Source organism: Peribacillus sp. NPDC096448 (assembly GCF_044762675.1).
GTDB classification, from domain to species: Bacteria; Bacillota; Bacilli; order Bacillales; family DSM-1321; genus Peribacillus; species Peribacillus frigoritolerans_B.
In genome coordinates, this window is the sequence record NZ_JBIWEU010000003.1 from 98239 (window position 1) to 117830 (window position 19592).

Sequence of the window (19592 nt, forward strand, 5' to 3'; positions counted from 1 at the left end):
ATAGCTAACTCCATTTTCCATGCTTCCTTTCCTTCAGTCTTAGCTCCGGATTTAAATAGCGATAAGATAAATCCACGGCACTATTAACCATGAATACAATGATGGCCATGACCAAAAGGTACCCTTGGATAACTGGATAATCCCGGGACCGGATCGAGTCCACGACCATCTTACCTATGCCTGGATAGGCAAAAATCACTTCGATCACGACTACACCGCCGATCAAGCTTCCAAGGCTGACACCGAATACGGTAATGACCGGGGGCAAGCTATAACGAAATGCATGTGCAAAGAATATCCGCATCTCTGAAATCCCCCTTGATCGGGCAGCCCTGATGAAATCATGACTTAGGGAATCTATCAAACTCGAACGCAGCAAACGGACGTACACACTTGTGATGGCCAGCCCCAGCGTGACCGACGGCAGAATCAAAGAACGAAATCCGTCCCTGCCCATCGTTGGAAGGGCTCCCCATCGCACCGCAAATAAATCTATCAAGAGCAGCCCAAGCCAAAAGCTAGGAATGGCTGCCCCCAATAAAGAAACGGCACGGCTGAATTGATCAATCCAGCTTCCCCTGTACAAGGCAGCAAGCGAACCTAATGGAATGGCTATAACTAGCATCACAAGCAATGCGCCAACCGCCAGCTCAAGTGTGGCAGGCAGCCCGCTCATGATCATTTCCATCACAGGCTGATTCGTCAGATAGGAATGCCCGAAATCCAATCGGATAAAGTCCGCAAACCAATCGCCATACTGCACTAACAGCGGATCATTGAACCCCAATTCTTCACGGAGCTCATTGACTTGCTCGTTTGTGATCGACACATCATCCACTTGAAGTATCGAGAGGACCGGATCGCCTGGAGCAAGCCGAACAAAAAGGAAAGAGATGAATGTAATCACAAGGACAAAAATCATGACCTCAATGAATCGGCGGACTAAGATGCGAAACATTCACTTCACATCCAATTCATTCGTCAGCATGTAGTATTCGCTTCTCGAAGTGATCCAGTTTTTAACTTTATCGGCATCATAAGCAACAAGTGTATTCGGATGTAAAATGAATGAATTATACACCTTTTCATCCACATACATCGCAATCTCCTCAGCTAAATCCGAGCGCTCCTCCTGTCCGACCGTTACGTTCAGCTTATCAATCAAGGAAGTCAGGCGATCATCATCGGCCCCACTGAAGTTCAAGGCTCCCTTTGGATGATAAGTAGCATTTAAATAATAACCGGCATCCCCTCTCGGAGCCGTTAAATTGCTGTAGGTCGTTAAATCCCAATCCCGATTGGCTGCCATATACTCTTCAGGAATTTCAATTTGCTTGATTTTCACATCAATCCCCAACTGGCCTGCATCCGATTGAAAAACTTGGGCGATTAACGGCAGGTCTGCACGTGAACTGTATGTAAGCAGTGTAAACGTTAACGGTTTGCCGTCCTTTTGCATGACACCATTCACTTTCTTATATCCCGCCTGATCAAGAAACCCCTTAGCCGCTTCCATTCCATTCGCTTTTTTCGGATAATCCGGAGCAAAAGAGAAAGTTGATGGGAATGGCCCTGTTGCCACTTCTGCATGACCATGTAAAATCGTATCGGCAATGGATGAACGGTCGATCAAGGCATCTATCGCCTTTCGGACGTGTATGTCCTGCAATGCTTTGCGTTCCAAATTCATCGTCATTTGATGTACGCGGAAAGTCGATGTCGATTCAACCTTCACACCATCTATCGCCTTTAAATTCTCCAGGCTTTCTACTTCTGGACGGAAAACAATATCGGCGTCTCCCGATTCAAGGGCAAGAGACCGTGCATTGGCATCTTCATTAAACGAAAACCTGGCTCCCTCAAGCTTTGCAGCTCCATCCCAGTAAGACTCATACCGTATTAAATCAACAGCAGTACCTGGTATGAATTTCGAAACGGCAAATGGCCCGGTTCCTATTGGCTTGTTTATATAGTCACTTTCCTTCACGTCAATAATTGAAGTATTTGGATGGACCAATTCAGAAGGAAACTCAGGAAAAGGAACCTCCGTCTTAATGGTCAGCGCATTCCCGTCCGCCTCAATCGACTCAATACGCAAAGCATTCTTGATCGCGGGACTATCTTTCATCGCCCTCTCCAAGGAAGCCTTGACCGCTTTGCCATCCATCGGCCTTCCATTCTGAAACGTCACACCCTCCCTTAACTCGAAGTTCCATAATTGACCATCCTTACTATCCCAGCTTTTCGCCAGCCAAGGTTCAATCGTCAAATCCTCATCATTGAGATGCACCAATGTCTCAGTGATCCCAGCCCTTAGTGACACATAACTAGTATCAACATTCGGATCAAGCGAGCTTGTCGCAAAATTAAAAAGCAAGTTCACTTCCTTCTTCCCTCCCACTTGATCTTTCGCAGACTCGGTGGAACAAGCAGCCAAAAGAAAGAATGATAAACATACGATAAAAATCGATTTACATTTTCTGAACACGATATATTTCCTCCATTACCCCAACTATTTTTAATTGGCTGCCGTAAAATCGTATTGATTACGATTTAGATGACAGCTTTACCATCATGACAAACCACGTAACACATTGCCGAATGCTTATCCGAAATCAAACTATGTACGGATTCTCGAGAGTAAACACGTATTCACGAGTAAATGTGCCAAACTCACGAGTATTTGTCCCAAATTCACGAGTAAATGTGCTAAACTCACGAGTATTTGTTCCGAATTCACGAGTTTTCGCTCCAGACTCACGAATATTTGCTCCAAACTCACGAGTTTTCGCTCCAGGCTCACGAGTTTTTGCTCCAAACTCGTGAGTAACAGCTCTAAATCTCGTGCAATAGCCCAAAATTTCAAGTAAATGAACCCAACTCTCGATTTATTGCACAAATCCCCCTATCTTCAAGCAATTCCTAATATTTTCAGCCCTTTTTGCCAAACAAATCAAAATGGTTACGATTTATACTTTAAAAAACTCTCTAGTCTTGACTGTCTTTCATTATAAAACGTCATGATTACTGTTTACAAGGTTTTTTTTGAGTTTTAAAGATTATCTGATACCAGTTCCTTCTATTAATCTTAAGGTACGTACATTCCCCATTCAATAAAAGAAAAAGCTAACTTTGTCGCGAAAGAGAAGACAAACATAATGTATCTCACTTTTCCAGATTTATTCAGCGCTTGATGCAGACAGAAAAGAGTCCCGTTCGCATCATGACGAACGGGACTCTTAAGAGCTTTATAGTGGGATGATTCCCAATAGGACACATACCACTATCATGACAAGCGTCGATCCGCATGCCCATTTCAGGAAAGTGCGCTGCAATGCACCGAAATCTTCCCCTACCATTCCAACCAATAGATAGGTAGATGGAACAAGAGGGCTTAATAGATGGACAGGAAGCCCTAATAGTGAAGCTCTGCCGATCATGGCAGGATCGATTCCATAAGCAGCTCCCGCTTTAGCAAGTAATGGGAGCACACCATAATAAAATGCATCATTAGACATGAAGAACGTAAAAGGTGCTGAGATGATGGCTGTGATGACAGCAAAATGTGCGCCCATTTGATCTGGAATATGCTGAATCAAAGAGTTTGCCATGGCATCGACCATTTCCGTACCGGCAAGGATGCCAGTGAAGACACCCGCTGCAAAAATCATCGAAATTACTGATAAAGCATTGTCCGCATAGTTTGCCACACGCTCTTTTTGATCACTGAGTTTCGGATAATTAACCGTAATCGCAATCGCGAAACCTACCATGAACAGAACTGCTGAAGGCATAAGTTCCATAATCAGCGCAACGAGCAGTGTAAGAGTCAATGCATAATTGAATATGATCAATTTAGGGCGCTTAAGATAAGCATCTTCCGTTGCAGCCGCCTGCTGTGCCATAACACGATAATCGACTTCTATGATCCCGATTCTTTTTCTTTCTTTTTTGCCCAGGCAATATGCCATGAAAAGGACGAATAGGACTCCGCCGATCATCGCTGGAATGACGGGTGTGAAAACATCGGACATTTCAAGTTTTAAAGCGGTCATCACCCGTGCTGTAGGACCTCCCCAAGGAAGAAGGTTCATGACTCCAGATGACGAAACGGCAATACCGGCCAATACAAGCGGTCTCATTCCAATCCGTTTATATAGCGGAAGCATGGCTGAAATCGTAATCATATATGTGGTTGTACCATCTCCATCCAAGGAAATCAGCAAAGCCAGGACTGCCGTGCCGATGGCAATTTTCACTGGATCTCCTTTTACAACCTTAAGTATCGTATTGATGATCGGGTCAAAAACCCCAGCATCAATCAAAATTCCAAAGAAAAGGATTGCAAATAAAATCATGATTCCCGTTGGCGCAACGTCTTTGATCCCTTCCAGCGCCATCTCACCCATTTTACCTCCAAACCCGCCAATAAGTGCAAAAGCACTTGGTACTGCAATCAAAGCTATCATGGCTGAAAGTCGCCCTGTCATAATTAAAATCATAAACACTAGTATCATCAAGTATCCTAATAAAGCGAGCATATCTATCACTCCTTATCTTCTAATAAGATAAAGTGTATATGAAACCGCTTCATTTGTAAGCGTTCTCAATTTATTGTGTTTTAAAACTATTTTGTTAATTGTGTTCATTGTGTTCACTGAAGCGATTCTTCGAGGCAGAACCGAACGCCACTCCCCGGGTTGAATGGCGGGTTCCTCAAGGAAATGGTTATGATTATTAAGAAAACTTTGACTATATTTTCAATGCTGGCAAAGTCATGCTGCTGCGCATTTATTCTTCAAAAGATAGATTTGCCGGTCCATCCAAAAGGTCACAGCCGTAATCTATATTGGTCGTTGGTGTATCGTTACTGACTTCCTCGAATTCCAGTTCATCGATCCATACTTGGCCACGCCCTGAAAGAAGGACCCCGAATGAAATGATGGCACTGTTTTCGGGAACATCCAGGACAATATAATAATGGTTCCATTCCGTATCGTTGACGATGGGCCGATTCCCCATATTGTCGAATTGCAAAACATCATGAAGGGCATTATCCACCCTCATCCATAAACCACAAAATCCATCAACATCTTTTGATTTTAAAAAACCCGACAGTTTCATTCTTTTACCGAGGTAATTTTCCGCCTTGAATTGCTGCATCATCGTTGCAAATTCCTCCTTGGATTCCGCAGTGACGGATTTCAGGAATCCTGATGCCTGGCCTTTATGGAAAGTCTCCCGGTCAATTCCCATTTTATAATTGAATGGATGACTCCCGCTTAAATTCCAGCCTTTTAATAATTGTTCGTTTTTCATCGTCATTTCCTCCTTTTGCAAGGTTAATTTACTTACGAGTTTCCGATATTGCCCTGGCGGCAGGTCATAATATTTCTTGAATGAACGAGTAAAGGATTCCTGTGTTTCAAAGCGGTAATATAAAGCAATGTCGATTATTTTTTCATCCGTATAAAGCAGCATGTTCGCTGCATTGGCGATCCTTCGATATCGAATATATTCTGATACGGTCACGCCAACCTCCTTGTGAAAAATACGATGATAATGAAACTTCGAAAAACCTGCGAAACGAGCGATGTTCTCCAAGCACAATTCATCTTGTAAGCTATTCTCTATATATTCAATCGTTTTTTGGATGATGGGACTGTATCTCATTTCCGAACCTCCTTAAGAATAAGATAACAGATTAAAACATCGTTTTTTTGACATATATTGCTTTTTTTATAATCTTTCAAACCATGCATGCATAAAAAACACCTCCAATCTTGAAGGTGTTTCACACTTAATTCTATTGAATTTTATAATATCTTCGCTCAGGTCTCCCCACTACCCCGTATACGACTTCCGCTTTACATTTCTTTACGGATATCAAGTATTCCAGATAGCGTCTCGCGGTTGTCCTGGAAGCTCCGATCTGACCGCTCACTTGCTCAGCCGACAAACCGATATCGCTTGCTTCGAGTACCTCGATCACTTTCGCCAAAGTGATTTCGTCGACCCCTTTCGGCAAGGATGGCCCATCGTTCGATTCCGAAACGGAAGAACCCTTTTTCAAAATGAGATCAACAAAATCCTGATCTATTTCTTGTTTCGATTTCATCAGATGGACTTTCTTCAGATACTCTTCGATAACTTGGTTGAAGCGCTGCATCTCCACTGGTTTAATTAAATAATTCTCTACACCATAGTGAAGCGCCTTTTCAAGTTGTTCCTTATCCGTTGCCGCGGTAATCATGATGATATCCACATTTGGGAATTTTTTCCTTATGTCCGGAAGGAGGTCTGTACCAAGCTGATCTGGCATATAAACATCAAGCAAAAGCAAATCCGGGCTTTTTTGTTCCAAAATCCGAAGCGTTCTTTTGGCATTGACAGCTTTTCCGACCACTTCTATTTCATCAAAGTTTTTCAAGAATTTTTCATGGATATCCGCTACACGAAAATCATCTTCTGCGATGACTGCTCTTATCTTCAGCATTCTTTCCCTCCTCTCTGTTCTTTAGGAAGATACACGGTGAATATGGTGTTTCCATCCCCGCTGTGAACTTCGATGATGCCGCCCAGCTCTTTTACGACATGATCAGCATTCGAAAGTCCATAACCACTCGGACTTCCGCTGTTTTTCGAAGTGAAACCCCGATCGAAAATATGGGCGATGGCATCCTCAGGTATTCCTTTTCCGTTATCACTCACTTCAAATACCATATCATTTCCTATATCAGTGGCGAAAAATTTCACGAGCGGCTCCTCCATGCTTGAAACCGCTTCAAGTGCATTATCGATAATGTTGCCTAGAATCAAGGTTAGTTGTGACAATTTAATATGATCCGGCAGTTTCTCTAGGTAACTTTGTGCGTCTATTTCAAAGATGATCTTCTTCTCCGATGCTTTCCCTATCTTGCCAAGTAACAGGGCTTGCACTTTTGTATCCTTTATCTGTTCGAACACGACACGGTTCAGGGTATGCAATTCGGAAGTTTCGCTTTGAATCATATCGATTGCTTCATCGTACTCCCCTAATTGTATCAAACCTGAAAGGACATATAGTTTATTGGTAAATTCGTGGGTTTGTGCCCTTAAATCCTCTGAATGCATCTTCACTTCCGATAATGTATTGACCATTTCCTCAATTTCCGTTCGATCACGGAACGAAGCGACAACACCGCTTACCCCTTCACTATCGAAAATTGGCGTACAATTGACGATAACGGATTTGTCTTCCCATGAAATCTCCTTATCCGCTTGCGGTTCTCCGGACTTCAGCACCTCGAACAAATATTTCGAAGGAAATAGGCCATCGACGTTCAAATGGCGAACGGACTCTTTAATATCCAGTAATTTTTTCGCCGGCTGATTCATCGAGGTAATCAACCCATTTTGGTCAATGGCCAGAATCCCCTCTTTCACCGATTGAAGCACTGCATTTTTTTCTTTATATAAATTGGCGATTTCAAATGGTTCCAGCCCCAGTGTATCTTTACGTATGCTCCTTGCCAGCATATAACTGCCGATGATCGATATCATGATGGCCACTAAAGATACAACCATCTCCTTGGACAAATCCTTGAAAATTTGGGCCCGGACATCGTCCACCAAAAAACCGACGGAGACGATCCCAATTATTTTTCCATCCTCATTGAATACCGGTGACTTCCCCCGAATGGAAAGACCGAGTGATCCTGCCGCTTCGGAGACATAATATTCGCCTTCCCGAATGGCCCTGCTATTGTCCCCGCCTTCCATCCGCTTCCCAATTTCGGAAGCCAGCGGATGGGAATAGCGAATTCCCTCTGCATTCCCTACAACGATGAACTCAGCACCTGTTTCCCTGCGGATCTTTTCGGCAATCGGCTGGATTATGCCAGCGGGATCATCCGTTTCAAAGGCCTCTGTAACGGTAGGCATGAAGCTTATCGTCTTTGAAAGTTCCAACGCCAATTGACCTTTATCCTTCGCTATTTGCCTTCCTTCCATATAGGAAAAAGAAGTCGTCAATAACAGAATCAAAAACAGGCTCAACGATAGAACTAACCCGAGAATCTTAGTTTCCAGCGATACTTTCCTCATATTCAACAGCATCCTCTATTTTCATTTTCATTCACTAAATTTTATAGGAGCATAATGATTTTACCATTTCTATTAAATATTGAACATTGTTGGCGTTTATTTCTCAGTGTCCAAGCCGATCATGGTGCGAATTTTCCACCTTGTATCTCCTTTCGACCGCTTTGGGGTGCTTCTGTCTTGCTACCATATCTTTTCTTACTGGAAAGCAAAACAATCTGAAACATAAAATGCTCAAAGGAAACATTTCCTTTGAGCATTTTTTTCAAAAACAGCTAAATGAATTGATTTGTCTTGTATCGATGCCAAAAATCGTCCAGAACCTGCCATTCCACCTGAAGCCGGCAACAGCCGACGAAAATGGAATAATACCAGAAACGCGCAACATTGTTTAGCCATATAAAAGTATTCCTGAACAGGCAAAATGAAATCGCACCTGGATCTACGGCAAATGTTGAAGCCGATTGTCTTTGGGGGATAAACGCTGGCGGGGGAGCTGATGGTGCTTGCGAACTCGGCGGTGGTCCCGGTCGACCTGGAAATTGAGGTAAACGAGGGAGAATGCCCGGAAAGCCGGATAGACCGGGAAACTGCCGTTCAAGAAAAGCTTGATCTTCATAATGTACGTTGGGTACATATACATGGTCATTCACCTCTATAAGATGGAATGTAATAAGTTATGATATATGGACCCAACGTTTTTGGGTTGGAAATGCAACTTATCTTAGAAAATAGGTATATATCGACGTTACTCGCAGGTTTTTCCCCGGAAATGGAAATATATCGAGGAATCTTGCTGTTTTTCTCGGAAGTAGGATTCAATATAGTAATCTCCATAAATAGAAGGTCGCATAGGATTCCCAATCGGCCCATGCTTCCGATCGTTTCAGGATTTCCGCTTTCGTTGGTTTTGCTTCCGTTTGCATGACCAGTTTCATGGAATTATGCAGCCCGACGTCATCGATGGGAAAGGCTGCTGGAAAACGCAAACAGCGCATCAAGACATAGTTCGCTGTCCACGGACCGATTCCCCGTATTTTGGTCAGCATTTTTTCAGCCTCTTTTACATCCTTTGCAATCAGTAGCTTTTCTTTAGTGAGTTCCCCTTCTGCAATCAGTTGAGCAACACCTATTAAATATTCACACTTCTTCACCGTCATCCTCAAATCGGCAAAATCTTCGACGGTCAATTTCGCGATTGCATCAGGCGTCGGAAACAGCCAGTATTGCTTTCCTTCGAATTCAACATATTCACCAAATCCCTCCACAAGCCTCCGTTTCAAGGTATAGGCATAAGTCAAGTTAATCTGCTGACCTAGTATTCCCCAGGCAATCGCTTCAAATAAATCAGGGATGCCCATATTTCTCAAACCGAAGAATTGGCTTACCGGCTTTTGCAATAAAGGGTCACTTTGGGCCAATTCATAAAAAGGAAGCAGATTTGTATCAAGATCGAACCAGTGACGAACGTATTGGGATACAGCAGCCTTTACCTGATTATCCATAGGTGCTGTTCGTCCTGGAAACCGAACGGCCAGCTCCGTTTCATTCATCGCACTGATTTCTATTAAAAATGTCTCGTTTTCGACATCAAGTGCTCGATAAATTTTTTGATCAACAATATCGAACAGACATTCATTGGAGGATCTTGATAAGTATTTAAGATTTTCCGAAAAACTAAACTCCTTTGGTGCATGAATCCTCAATTCAATCATGCCTTCATCATTTGATAATGTCTCTATCATCCTGCTCCCTCCTTTAGCTTTATTCTAATGACTAATCGATACGCTATCTTGCTTTTTCCTTCACCCCCCTTATTTTAACAGACAAATAGTCATCTCCCCTAACTCGAACAATTACGTTATCTTGCTTTTATATTCTCAAAATGTTTGTATATCAGCCCTTTCTTGTATACTTAATGGAGAGGTGAATGTAGTGAATCCGAAAAAAGCAGATTTCCCTAATGAATATTGGAAAGCCATTATAGATTGTGATGCAGCATATGATGATCATTTTTTATACGGAGTGATTACGACGGGCATCTTTTGCAGGCCCTCCTGTAAATCCAGGGTGCCTAATAAGGAAAACGTGAAGATTTTCAAAAATGCCATGATGGCTTTGGAAGAAGATTTCCGGCCCTGCAAACGATGTAAACCGGAAGGACTGAATTTGCCGACAGAAGAATGGGTTGAACAAATAGCCGAATGGATCGACACCCATTACAGTGAACCCCTCACTTTGAACAAATTGGCGGATATTTCCCACGGCAGCCCGTATCATTTACAACGATCATTCAAGCGAATGAAAGGGATATCGCCCACTGAATACATTCAGCGGCTTCGCCTTGAAAAAGCGGCGAGGCTGCTGGAAAACTCCGAGCTGCCGATAACTGAAATAGGCTTCGCTGCCGGGTTCTCTAGTACACCCTATTTCATGACGCTATTCAAAAGGAAAATGGGGAATACCCCTTCAGGATATAGGAATGCATATCTCAAAACCCAAGCTTTGGAGCGTGAAGAAAATGAAGAATGATAAAGCACAAACCATTGACTGGGCCATATTGCATTATGATAAGTGGCAATTATATGTGGCCAAGACGGAAAAAGGGCTTTGCTATGTAGGCTCTCCCGGTCAAACGTATGAAGAATTGAAGTCCTTGATACAAAAACGCTTTCCAATGGCGAACCTTGTTGAAAATGAAAAAGCATTAAATCCCTATCTAAAAGAACTACAAGAATATTTCGAAGGAACCAGGCAGACTTTCACTCTTCCCACAGATGTAAAAGGCACGCCCTTTCAACAAGAAATTTGGGCAGCGCTGAATCAAATTCCCTATGGAAAAACCTGTTCCTATTCCGATATTGCCCAAATCATCCAAAGACCTGCAGCTGTTCGGGCGGTTGGTACGGCCATTGGTGCCAATCCTATTCTGATCACCGTGCCATGTCACCGGGTTATCGGAAAAAACGGGGCCATTACCGGCTACCGGGGAGGTACGGAAATGAAACAATATCTACTTCGATTGGAAGCACAAATGAAAGCGTAAGGACAATCTGACCGCAAAAAAAAGCATCCGGCCATAAGGATGCTTTCTTTTCATTTTTGTTTTTTAGTACCAAATGGTCACCGCTTTATTATATGCATCACTATTAGGGATCGCATGTATCCCTTGGGCCTGCGCTTTGCGCGGGTCATAGTCATATACCATTGGTGTATAGCATGACGTTTGACCGATATTCACCACACCATTGCCCCCGGAACTGGAGCATGTATAGGCCTTACCATCCGTACTTCGGACGATTCTGGCATCCGCTTCACGGTTGTATACGGCGGGGCGTGTTACGGTCACTTTTGCCCAGGCGGTTTTATACACAGTGCTGAATTTCAATTCTACGTACGAATTGGAATCGATCCATTTTTTATCCTTCGTTACCGCCGAACTTGCACAACTATTATAGTATGGACTTTTTCCGTCATAGGTGTGCGTTTCGGCCAGAGCTTGATTTTTTCCAAATCCAAAGTCGACTAAAAACATCGACAGTGTCATCACCATGGATAAACCTATCATTTTTAGCTTTTTATTCAATTCATTCATCCTTTCTTAAAAAATATAGATGAAGTTTTTTCCTTTTTCATTAATACCAGTCGGTTTCGCCTGCCGTATATGGCCAAAAAGCTACCGCTTTTGCTTTTCGCGGATCTAAATCATATACCATTGGTGTATAGCATGACGTTTGACCTTTATTTATTTCACCATTTCCTCCTGGAGATGCACAGCTAAATTGTTTATTATCAGTATTTCGGACAACCAAAGCCGTTGCCTCCCCATCTGTTTTAGCCGGTCTGCTAAGAGTGAGCTTTGCCCAAGCCGTTTTACACGTTGTGCTGAATTTCAACTCCAAATTGGCAGAAGCACCGTTGGCATAAATTTTCACGGCCTTCTTCGTTACTGCGCTATTCGCACAATTATTATAGTAAGGACTTTTTCCATCATAGGTGTGTGTTTCGGCTGATGCTTTGCTCGCAAAAGAATCAAGGGAGCCAAAAACGACTAAAGAAGCAACAAAAAATGAAATGCATAAAACCATTTTTTTCATTATTTCACTCATCCCCTTAACAAAATTTATACACTGTTCATCTTACAATTTTGTAATATTCTTACAAGTGATAAATTCCCTAGTTCACGAAAAACTACATCCTCGCCTTTACGTCGCAGCCTGCCATTACCATTACAGTCCGGTATTTCTCGCTTTATCGACTGAACATCACCGAGACAAGTCATTATCCCTATGAGCCATCCAGGACAAATAAGGTAACAACTAAGGACTTATGCGTATCAAGCTGAAATAAAACGAGCCAATAGGCTGCCGTTGATCGGGAAAGATACAGGACGATGTACTTAATGTTTTTTTCAAGAAAAAAGAAAAGCCCCGACAAAACTCGAATCGTTTTGTCAGGGCTTTATTTTCATTTAGCGAGGTTTTCTCTGATCACTCTAATGATGCTATCATAAAAGGAACGACCGGAACGAACTCATCCCGTCCAGCAAATCGATCGATCATCATCCTCCGGCCTTCGTGATTCATTTCAAATCCCTACTATTCACTTTGTCCATCGCTTCGGGCCAAAGCTCCTTCATCCTTTTTCTTTTCTCCAATTTTTCGGGTTTAAATAACCCTTATATTTAGCGGCCACTTCTTTCCCGACCAAAAGTGCTCCTGCCCAAAACATGACTTCCGCAAAGACGATCGCACCTGTTATGACCCCCGCTTTAACCGCAGTAGAAAATGGCGTAAAAGGAGCTACGACAGGAATGATCCAAGTGAGAAGGGAAATGATAAGGAACCCCATCCCTACTTTGTAAAACCTCGATTTCTTTATTTCCTTACTTTCTTTATCCAATTAAATAACCTCCGTCATGATGATTTTCATATAATTCCCCCGCCGAACATTCCACTTTCAAATATACCATTGAATCTATTCTTTTTTTATACGTTTGAATGTCCATTTCGTTTCATAAATTTGAGAAATAAAGATATTCCATTTGAGGAAAACGATTAATGAATTGACTTTACGATTTTTAATGGATTTAATATTCATATAACACTTGCATGCAGGAAAGGAAAATCCAATGTACATTGAATTCATTGCCACAACGATAGAAGATGCACTTTTAATCGAAGAATCGGGCGCAGACCGAATCGAGCTTGTCAGTTCTTTAGCCGAGGGGGGATTAACTCCAAGCCACGCCCTGATAGAAGCTGCCGTCAATTCAGTGAAGATACCAGTCAACGTGATGGTAAGGCCCCATAGCCAGTCGTTTTGTTATACGCAAAAGGATTTGGAAATCATGAAAAAAGATATACAAATCATTCGATCACTGGGAGCGAACGGGGTTGTATTGGGTGCATTAAATGAAAAAAATGAAATCAGTCGACCATACCTCGAAGAACTATTGTCAGTATGTGAAGGTTTGGAGATTACATTCCACCGAGCCATCGATGATACGCACGACCCAGTCATTTCAGCTGAAATGCTAGCACAATATCCAGAAATCACAACGATATTGACGTCAGGCGGGCATGGGGATTTCCCCAGCCGCATGAAAACGATTCAACAAATGAAAAGAGTCTGCGGCGACATAGCAATATTGGTTGGAAGCGGCTTAAATAAGGATAATATCCTTTCTATCCATTCCGAACTGCATACCGGTCACTATCATTTCGGTACGGCTGTTCGGAAAAATAACAGTATCATTGAAGGAGTAACATTAGAAAAAGCTAAAGAAATCGTAAACCTGTTAAAGAAATAATGCCGGAAGGGACCATTTAACTGGTCCCTTCTGTTTGTAGACAGAAGGGTTCTAACTAAATTTCAAATCAAAGTTGATGAAACGGAAGGTGCGAGACTCCTGCGGGTAAACGCGTCCAGGAGAGCCCACGCAGGCGCAAAGGCGCCGGGGCGGACCGCCCGCGGAAAGCGATTGCCTGGAGCACCGTTCGGATTTGTCTACAGTCTGAAGGTCCCTTTTTATGATGCAGCGCTCTTTTTTTGTAAAAAGACCGAGTCCCAAAACCAAAATAACAGTGCCGCTAAAAGGCTTATTGCATAGTAATCCATTGTAGTTAAAACATCCATACTGAAGTCAAAATTAAGCACCGAACTATAAATGAATACAGCCAGCAAAGAGAAAAAAATATAAAGGCTAAAATAGATTAAACTGAATTTTTTAGGATGTTTATTAAAAAGGACCTGTACCGGAACAGCAAATAATAAATAAGGGATAACGACATAAAAAGAAAACACGATAATGCCAAGCACCCCCCAGGTACCCACGCTAAATATAACCAACACCGTGGAAAGCGACAGACAGGAAGAAACTAGACTAAAAAAATAAGAAGGGATCACATCGCTTAGCTCCGAAACCTTTTGACTCATTTTCCAAAGTTCCATTTTAACCAGTACCTCGCAGTCTATAATAATATAATGGGGATTTTTTACATAATCATTATACTATATAAAATGAGGTGTTTTTATTTTGGAGTTCTATATCGAATTATTCGTGTTTCTGGCCATCATCTTTTTAATAGTCATTTCCAATAGATTCTTACCCTGGTTGTTAAAAGCCGGCATTGTCGTTTATTACTCCGTCATTTCCTATATCTTCATTACCACAAAAAATAAAATCGATAAACAGTATGAAAATATCACTCCTGTGCCTGACGCCTACTGGGATAAAAATTCAGCCTGGGTCGACACTATGACTGGTTATTATTTATGGTCCTTTTTAATAATTCTCCTGTTCATTTATTTTAAATGGTTCACAAGTGTGAAAAGTAAGGAAGCGAAAGGATGGGTGCTAGTTAGTTCATTCCATCATTGGCCGTTTTTTTACTTTTCATTTTCATATTCAGTTTTTCATACGGGTATAGACCATAGGGGTTCGATATTGCCTGATATCACTCCAAAATAAGAAGGTTGCCGGAGCAACCTTCCATCATGGAATTTCTTAATCTTGAGAATTAATTTTTGTTAGAATCCGCAAAGTGCCCCATCGCATCACACATGAATTTTGCCAATCCTTCACCATATTGGTCGATATTTTTGGTGAAGCGTTGATCCTCCACGTACATTTGACCTAATCCTTTGAAAGCATCCAGCGAGTATGTGCCGAAGTTATTGTTCAAACAATCATACCATTCTTTAATGGCCTCTTGTGCCTCCTCCGACTTGGGCGAAGCATTTCGGATTGACGCAAGTTTTAAATAGATCTCCGATACAACTTTCTGTGCATCTTTGGACATGCCCGCCACTTTAGCCTTCGACTCATCGACAGCATTATCCCCCCAAAGCTTGCGAGCTTCTTCTTCATATGGATTCTGACTGAAGTCAAATCCTTCAAATTTTTCTTTATTCGTCATCTGAATTTCCCCTTTCATATGCTTAATCGATTTTTCGACCGTCTTAATTAATTTATCGAGCTGACTGCGTTTCTCCAGTAACTTTTTTTGATGTTGCTTCAACGCATCTTGTTTATCAAACGAAGAGCTGCTTATCATTTGTTTTATTTCCTTTAATGGCATGCCAAGTTCCCTGAAAAACAGGATTTGCTGCAACATCTCAAGATTATCATTCGAATAAAGGCGATAACCTGCCTCGGTTATTTCCTCTGGCGATAATAACCCGATTTCATCATAATAATGCAGTGTCCGCACACTAATGCCAACCAAATCGGCTAGCTCTTTCACTTTCATTGCCACTGCTTCTTACCTCCTTTCGATATCATTTACATTAAGGTATTACGCAACGTCAGAGTCAAATGGAAAAATGAAAATTTTCCGCCCAAATTTAAAAGACGATCCTTCCTAATGAAGAATCGCATGTTAGTAGAGTTCACTCTTTGTAAAAGCTTCGGATTAAAGCCAAATCTAATTTACTTGACCGCTGTTGATGTTCACTATGTATTAAATTTCCCATTACTCGTGAGTTTTACGCTTTTACTCGTGAGTTTCCGCCTTTTACTCGTGAGTTTTACACTTTTACTCGTAAGTTTCCGCCTTTTACTCGTGAATTAAACAATTTCCTTATAAAGCGTTTGCTCTGCTTGAAAGTTCGCTTCGATCTTAGCTATCTTTCTTCCTCCAATGATTGGGAATGCTTAATGAGAGCGGTAATTTTGTCTTCGTGTCGCCTTTAGCCGAGTTAATCTGTGCTTGTGTGATGAAGAAACTTCCGGTGAGGTCGGCACCGCTTAAATCAGCGTCCCTAAAGTCTGCACCGATAAGGTCCGTCACTCTCATGTCGGCTTCCCTGAGGTCGGATGCAATAAGCAAAGCTCCTCTTAAGTTCGCTCCCCTAAGGTCAGCACCTCTCAATTTTGCACCAATCAGGTCACTTCCCCTGCCTATTTTGTTCTGTTTTTTTGAATTTTTATTTTTCTTAAATGAAACCTTGGCACGTACCAGTTCACTTGTGCGCAGAAGTAAATCATTAACGATCGCTCTATGGGCTGGTACATTCAGGTCCATGATAGACTTTGGACTTTGCTTAGTGAGATATTCCGTGTCATCAAATGCGGCCTGCAATTCTCGGTGAAGGGGTTGCGCATCTTCTAAATTCAGTGCTTCATTTAAGTAGCAAAGCATTTCATGGAGTTGTTGCATAAAAACTTCGAACATTTCCTTTGCTGACGCTGGATTGTCCCTCCAATCTTTTCCATCATAGGTTAGTTGGGATACCTTTTGACCGGCACCGAAACATTCATATACCGTGCAGCCTTTATACCCTTTTGCTCTGAGATTTTCATGGATGCCGCAACGATAATCTGATTGCAGGTTTGAACATGGTGTACCTCCATCTTTATCAAATGCAAAATCAGCAGATTTTGCATAAGGCAAAGCTACACAGCACAAACCGAAACAATTCTCACAGTCTGCACGTAATTGATTAAGGATACCATCGTTATTCGTTAATTGATTAAACATTCTTACACTTCCTTCTATAAAACACTGGCTCTGCTTTTCTAAAATCAAAAGTTTCATACAGTATATTTTTTTGTTTTCACTTTACCAAAAAAACCAATTAATCTATATATTAACAAAATACATATAAACAAGAAATGATATTCCACTTGAAATGGCGGCTGAAATTAATCATTAGCGGGAAGCAAGTGATTTCCATAATCATGTTATAATTTATTCAAGATCACGGTACTCTAGGGGGTGTAGGCATGTATCCTTATGATGGCAGGAAAAAAGGGGAGACAATAAAAGAAATGCAGTATTGCAACTTTACGTTGGATACAAATGCAGAAGGAGAAATGGACGAAATGTCTTTTCGAATCGCAAGAGTTCTTCGGCCAACGTCCAAAGAGATCATCTTTTTATGTATTGGCTCAGATCGATCCATAGGAGATTCATTCGGGCCTTTAGTAGGGACGATGCTAAGAGAACACCAAGTCCCTTATCATGTCTTCGGAACACTCGCAGAACCTGTTCACGCCCTTAATTTGAAAAGTGTTTTGAAAGAAATAAAAAAGCAATTTAAAAATCCCTTTATTTTTGGTATCGATGCTTGCTTAGGTGGTTATCATCAAATCGGTTCTATTATTCTGACAAAAGGTCCTTTTAGCCCTGGTGAAGCGATGAATAAATCCTTACCTGAATTGGGTGATTATCACCTAAAAGCCGTCGTAAATTATTTAGATCCCCTTTTGCCCAAACAATCTCTAAATGATACAAGACTGGATACTGTCATGAACCTGGCGAAGATTACCACAAAAATCATTGTTAAAAGTCTAAAATAATAGGAAAACCCCAATAAAGCTTCAGCTTTTCGGGGTAAACGATGAAATGCATAGTCTTGAAGGACACTCCCATGATGTGCGTTTTAATCATGCATATTTTTGTAAGTTCCACTTTTTTCTTTCACAATAACCTATTTTTGAATTAACCCTACTATTCATTGATTTATCATCCTAAACCTGGGTCATTAAAGTAAATAACTTCTGAAAGAATCTTATTCCCCTGAATATTACAGAAAACATCCCTTGCTGCTTGTTCTGTTTCAAATTCATACATTACAATGCCTCTACTTTTATAGAGTGTGATGATCCACATTGAAAACCCTCCATTTTTAAAATATCGATTTGCACGATCTGCAAGAAAGAGTAACCTGCCGTTTTACTAAATGACTCCCAGGATTATCGCTGCTATTGTCATGACAGTGACAGTCCCTAATGCCCATTTTACGGCAAACCGCTGTAAATCCCCGAAGTCAGTGCCAACTAAACCTATTAGCAAATGTGCTGCAGCTACCAAAGGACTCAATACGTGTATCGGCTGTCCTATTAATGAGGCACGCCCTATTTCTGCCGCGCTAATTCCATAAGCATCAGCGGCTTGTGCGATAATGGGAAGTACGCCAAAATAGAATGCATTATTGGACATAAAGAAAGTAAATGGGGCACTGGCATACGCAACAATAACCGGTAAAAATGGTCCAAAAGATTCCGGGATTAAAGAGACCAACGTAATGGCCATTGCATCAATCATTTTCGTTCCAGACATGATGCCGGTAAAAATCCCTGCTGCAATGACAATTGAAACGACGGCCAATGCATTTTTCGAATGAACAGCGATTCTATCCTGCTGATCTTTCAAATCAGGATAATTGACCAATAACGCGACGGCGAAAGCAATCATGAATAAAATGGTCAAAGACATAAAATCAATGATTAATGATGCCATCAGCACAATCGTTAAAATGAAGTTGAACCAGACCAATTTCGGCCTGCGATAATCACGGGAAACCGTTGTTGCCGCTAACTCGGAATTGGCCTTCGAGTTCATTTCATTTGTGTGATTATGCTGGATCTCGACTACGCCCAATCTCTTTCGTTCCCCTTTTCCCAATATAAAAGCCACGACAAGAACCCAAATAAGGCCAAATCCCATGACAGGAATCATTGGCAAGAACAATTCCGAAGCGTCAAGGTTCAACGATGCCATCGCCATAGCGGAAGCTCCCCCCCACGGTGTCATATTCATTACACCCATGGATAGCATGGCTACAGTGGCTAATATTATTTTGTTCATGCCCAGGCGCTTATAAAGGGGCAAAAGCGCTGAGACAGTAATGATGTAAGTAGTTGTCCCGTCCCCATCTAATGCGACGGTCATTGAGAGAATAGCGGTACCTAAAACTATTTTTAAAGGATCTCCTTTTACTATTTTCAATATTTTAGAAATAAGAGGATCGAATAAACCGGAATCTATCATTATTCCAAAATATAAAATCGCAAACAAAATCATTATGGCTGTTGAAGCTATACCTTCAACACCATCCTGCATCATGGGTCCCAGCTCTGTAAAAAATCCTCCAATCACTCCAAATATGATTGGAACGAGCATAATGGCCACTAGTGCCGATAGTCGCTTCGACATAATTAAATACATGAATACTGCAATCATCGAAAATCCTAAAATGGATAACATCTTCAAGCTCCCTTC

22 protein-coding genes and 1 pseudogene are annotated in these 19592 nt (G+C 41.6%); 6 read left to right on the top strand and 17 right to left on the bottom strand.

Annotated elements, in window-relative coordinates:
- Positions 1-4 precede the first annotated feature (4 nt).
- From nikB to ACIQ0C_RS06665, 8 genes and pseudogenes are all read right to left on the bottom strand, one after another.
- Entirely contained in the window at positions 5-958 is a 954-nt protein-coding gene (gene nikB / locus ACIQ0C_RS06630; RefSeq protein ID WP_403058330.1) for a nickel ABC transporter permease, read from the bottom strand.
- The gene (gene nikA / locus ACIQ0C_RS06635) at positions 959-2488 is read right to left on the bottom strand and encodes a nickel ABC transporter substrate-binding protein (RefSeq protein WP_403058333.1); all 1530 of its coding nucleotides are present in this window, start codon (positions 2486-2488) and stop codon (positions 959-961) included.
- Between the two features lie 132 nt (positions 2489-2620).
- Positions 2621-2866, bottom strand: a complete 246-nt coding sequence (locus ACIQ0C_RS06640; RefSeq protein ID WP_403058336.1) for a hypothetical protein — start codon at positions 2864-2866, stop codon at positions 2621-2623.
- A gap of 382 nt (positions 2867-3248) precedes the next feature.
- A complete protein-coding gene (locus ACIQ0C_RS06645; RefSeq protein ID WP_403058339.1) occupies positions 3249-4541 on the bottom strand; it encodes a CitMHS family transporter in 1293 nt (430 codons plus the stop codon).
- A 250-nt stretch (positions 4542-4791) separates the two neighbouring features.
- On the bottom strand, positions 4792-5673 hold the full coding sequence (locus tag ACIQ0C_RS06650; protein ID WP_403058342.1) for a helix-turn-helix transcriptional regulator: 882 nt from the start codon (positions 5671-5673) through the stop codon (positions 4792-4794).
- Positions 5674-5806: 133 nt separating this feature from the next.
- Positions 5807-6496, bottom strand: a complete 690-nt coding sequence (locus tag ACIQ0C_RS06655; protein WP_403058345.1) for a response regulator — start codon at positions 6494-6496, stop codon at positions 5807-5809.
- Entirely contained in the window at positions 6490-8085 is a 1596-nt protein-coding gene (locus ACIQ0C_RS06660; protein WP_403058348.1) for an ATP-binding protein, read from the bottom strand. Before ACIQ0C_RS06660 ends, ACIQ0C_RS06655 begins: the two co-directional genes overlap by 7 nt.
- A gap of 262 nt (positions 8086-8347) precedes the next feature.
- Positions 8348-8645: pseudogene (locus ACIQ0C_RS06665) on the bottom strand (transporter).
- Here ACIQ0C_RS06665 and ACIQ0C_RS06670 point away from each other — a divergent pair.
- Positions 8582-8743, top strand: a complete 162-nt coding sequence (locus ACIQ0C_RS06670; RefSeq protein WP_403059031.1) for a hypothetical protein — start codon at positions 8582-8584, stop codon at positions 8741-8743. The pseudogene ACIQ0C_RS06665 and the gene ACIQ0C_RS06670 overlap by 64 nt on opposite strands.
- A gap of 157 nt (positions 8744-8900) precedes the next feature.
- Here ACIQ0C_RS06670 and ACIQ0C_RS06675 read toward each other — a convergent pair whose 3' ends face one another.
- The gene (locus ACIQ0C_RS06675) at positions 8901-9827 is read right to left on the bottom strand and encodes a DNA-3-methyladenine glycosylase family protein (RefSeq protein ID WP_403058351.1); all 927 of its coding nucleotides are present in this window, start codon (positions 9825-9827) and stop codon (positions 8901-8903) included.
- Positions 9828-10017: 190 nt separating this feature from the next.
- On the opposite strand from ACIQ0C_RS06675, the gene ACIQ0C_RS06680 reads away from it, so the two are divergent.
- Positions 10018-10614 carry a bifunctional transcriptional activator/DNA repair enzyme AdaA gene (locus ACIQ0C_RS06680; protein ID WP_403058354.1) on the top strand — a complete coding sequence of 199 codons (597 nt, stop codon included), beginning with the start codon at positions 10018-10020 and terminating at the stop codon, positions 10612-10614.
- Positions 10604-11128, top strand: coding sequence for a methylated-DNA--[protein]-cysteine S-methyltransferase (locus tag ACIQ0C_RS06685; protein ID WP_403058357.1), 525 nt, complete (start codon positions 10604-10606; stop codon positions 11126-11128). Before ACIQ0C_RS06680 ends, ACIQ0C_RS06685 begins: the two co-directional genes overlap by 11 nt.
- A 63-nt stretch (positions 11129-11191) precedes the next feature.
- Here the strand turns inward: ACIQ0C_RS06685 and ACIQ0C_RS06690 are convergent, their stop codons facing one another.
- The 3 genes from ACIQ0C_RS06690 to ACIQ0C_RS06700 all read right to left on the bottom strand — a co-directional run bounded on the left by ACIQ0C_RS06690 (position 11192) and on the right by ACIQ0C_RS06700 (position 12984).
- Positions 11192-11635 (bottom strand): DUF2690 domain-containing protein, encoded by a 444-nt coding sequence (locus ACIQ0C_RS06690; RefSeq protein WP_403058997.1) that lies wholly within the window; start codon positions 11633-11635, stop codon positions 11192-11194.
- Between the two features lie 82 nt (positions 11636-11717).
- Entirely contained in the window at positions 11718-12179 is a 462-nt protein-coding gene (locus tag ACIQ0C_RS06695; protein WP_403058360.1) for a DUF2690 domain-containing protein, read from the bottom strand.
- 538 nt (positions 12180-12717) lie between these two features.
- Positions 12718-12984: a transporter suffix domain-containing protein gene (locus ACIQ0C_RS06700; protein WP_230176643.1), complete on the bottom strand. Its 267-nt coding sequence runs from the start codon at positions 12982-12984 to the stop codon at positions 12718-12720.
- Positions 12985-13213: 229 nt separating this feature from the next.
- Here ACIQ0C_RS06700 and ACIQ0C_RS06705 point away from each other — a divergent pair, with 229 nt between their 5' ends.
- Positions 13214-13894, top strand: coding sequence for a copper homeostasis protein CutC (locus tag ACIQ0C_RS06705; protein WP_402837964.1), 681 nt, complete (start codon positions 13214-13216; stop codon positions 13892-13894).
- A 218-nt stretch (positions 13895-14112) separates the two neighbouring features.
- Here ACIQ0C_RS06705 and ACIQ0C_RS06710 read toward each other — a convergent pair whose 3' ends face one another.
- Positions 14113-14535: a UPF0715 family protein gene (locus ACIQ0C_RS06710; RefSeq protein ID WP_403058363.1), complete on the bottom strand. Its 423-nt coding sequence runs from the start codon at positions 14533-14535 to the stop codon at positions 14113-14115.
- Positions 14536-14620: 85 nt separating this feature from the next.
- On the opposite strand from ACIQ0C_RS06710, the gene ACIQ0C_RS06715 reads away from it, so the two are divergent.
- The gene (locus ACIQ0C_RS06715; RefSeq protein ID WP_403058366.1) at positions 14621-15055 is read left to right on the top strand and encodes a hypothetical protein; all 435 of its coding nucleotides are present in this window, start codon (positions 14621-14623) and stop codon (positions 15053-15055) included.
- A 49-nt stretch (positions 15056-15104) separates the two neighbouring features.
- Here the strand turns inward: ACIQ0C_RS06715 and ACIQ0C_RS06720 are convergent, their stop codons facing one another.
- Entirely contained in the window at positions 15105-15842 is a 738-nt protein-coding gene (locus tag ACIQ0C_RS06720; RefSeq protein ID WP_403058369.1) for a MerR family transcriptional regulator, read from the bottom strand.
- A 363-nt stretch (positions 15843-16205) separates the two neighbouring features.
- On the bottom strand, positions 16206-17066 hold the full coding sequence (locus ACIQ0C_RS06725) for a pentapeptide repeat-containing protein (RefSeq protein ID WP_403058372.1): 861 nt from the start codon (positions 17064-17066) through the stop codon (positions 16206-16208).
- A 245-nt stretch (positions 17067-17311) separates the two neighbouring features.
- Here ACIQ0C_RS06725 and yyaC point away from each other — a divergent pair, with 245 nt between their 5' ends.
- Positions 17312-17887, top strand: coding sequence for a spore protease YyaC (gene yyaC, locus ACIQ0C_RS06730; RefSeq protein WP_403058375.1), 576 nt, complete (start codon positions 17312-17314; stop codon positions 17885-17887).
- Positions 17888-18053: 166 nt separating this feature from the next.
- Here the strand turns inward: yyaC and ACIQ0C_RS06735 are convergent, their stop codons facing one another.
- Together ACIQ0C_RS06735 and ACIQ0C_RS06740 are read right to left on the bottom strand one after the other, a co-directional pair.
- The gene (locus ACIQ0C_RS06735; protein WP_402837970.1) at positions 18054-18200 is read right to left on the bottom strand and encodes a hypothetical protein; all 147 of its coding nucleotides are present in this window, start codon (positions 18198-18200) and stop codon (positions 18054-18056) included.
- A 66-nt stretch (positions 18201-18266) separates the two neighbouring features.
- Positions 18267-19577: a CitMHS family transporter gene (locus tag ACIQ0C_RS06740; protein WP_403058378.1), complete on the bottom strand. Its 1311-nt coding sequence runs from the start codon at positions 19575-19577 to the stop codon at positions 18267-18269.
- Between the last annotated feature and the right edge of the window lie 15 nt (positions 19578-19592).

Bases quoted from the DNA above. Each gene is read 5' to 3' on its own strand.
- nikB (WP_403058330.1), bottom strand. From the start codon at position 958: ATGTTTCGCATCTTAGTCCGCCGATTCATTGAGGTCATGATTTTTGTC.
- ACIQ0C_RS06645 (WP_403058339.1), bottom strand. From the start codon at position 4,541: ATGCTCGCTTTATTAGGATACTTGATGATACTAGTGTTTATGATTTTA.
- ACIQ0C_RS06650 (WP_403058342.1), bottom strand. From the start codon at position 5,673: ATGAGATACAGTCCCATCATCCAAAAAACGATTGAATATATAGAGAAT.
- ACIQ0C_RS06655 (WP_403058345.1), bottom strand. From the start codon at position 6,496: ATGCTGAAGATAAGAGCAGTCATCGCAGAAGATGATTTTCGTGTAGCG.
- ACIQ0C_RS06660 (WP_403058348.1), bottom strand. From the start codon at position 8,085: ATGAGGAAAGTATCGCTGGAAACTAAGATTCTCGGGTTAGTTCTATCG.
- ACIQ0C_RS06670 (WP_403059031.1), top strand. From the start codon at position 8,582: ATGGTGCTTGCGAACTCGGCGGTGGTCCCGGTCGACCTGGAAATTGAG.
- ACIQ0C_RS06675 (WP_403058351.1), bottom strand. From the start codon at position 9,827: ATGATAGAGACATTATCAAATGATGAAGGCATGATTGAATTGAGGATT.
- ACIQ0C_RS06685 (WP_403058357.1), top strand. From the start codon at position 10,604: ATGAAGAATGATAAAGCACAAACCATTGACTGGGCCATATTGCATTAT.
- ACIQ0C_RS06690 (WP_403058997.1), bottom strand. From the start codon at position 11,635: ATGGTGATGACACTGTCGATGTTTTTAGTCGACTTTGGATTTGGAAAA.
- ACIQ0C_RS06695 (WP_403058360.1), bottom strand. From the start codon at position 12,179: ATGAAAAAAATGGTTTTATGCATTTCATTTTTTGTTGCTTCTTTAGTC.
- ACIQ0C_RS06705 (WP_402837964.1), top strand. From the start codon at position 13,214: ATGTACATTGAATTCATTGCCACAACGATAGAAGATGCACTTTTAATC.
- ACIQ0C_RS06710 (WP_403058363.1), bottom strand. From the start codon at position 14,535: ATGGAACTTTGGAAAATGAGTCAAAAGGTTTCGGAGCTAAGCGATGTG.
- ACIQ0C_RS06725 (WP_403058372.1), bottom strand. From the start codon at position 17,066: ATGTTTAATCAATTAACGAATAACGATGGTATCCTTAATCAATTACGT.
- yyaC (WP_403058375.1), top strand. From the start codon at position 17,312: ATGTATCCTTATGATGGCAGGAAAAAAGGGGAGACAATAAAAGAAATG.
- ACIQ0C_RS06735 (WP_402837970.1), bottom strand. From the start codon at position 18,200: ATGTGGATCATCACACTCTATAAAAGTAGAGGCATTGTAATGTATGAA.
- ACIQ0C_RS06740 (WP_403058378.1), bottom strand. From the start codon at position 19,577: ATGTTATCCATTTTAGGATTTTCGATGATTGCAGTATTCATGTATTTA.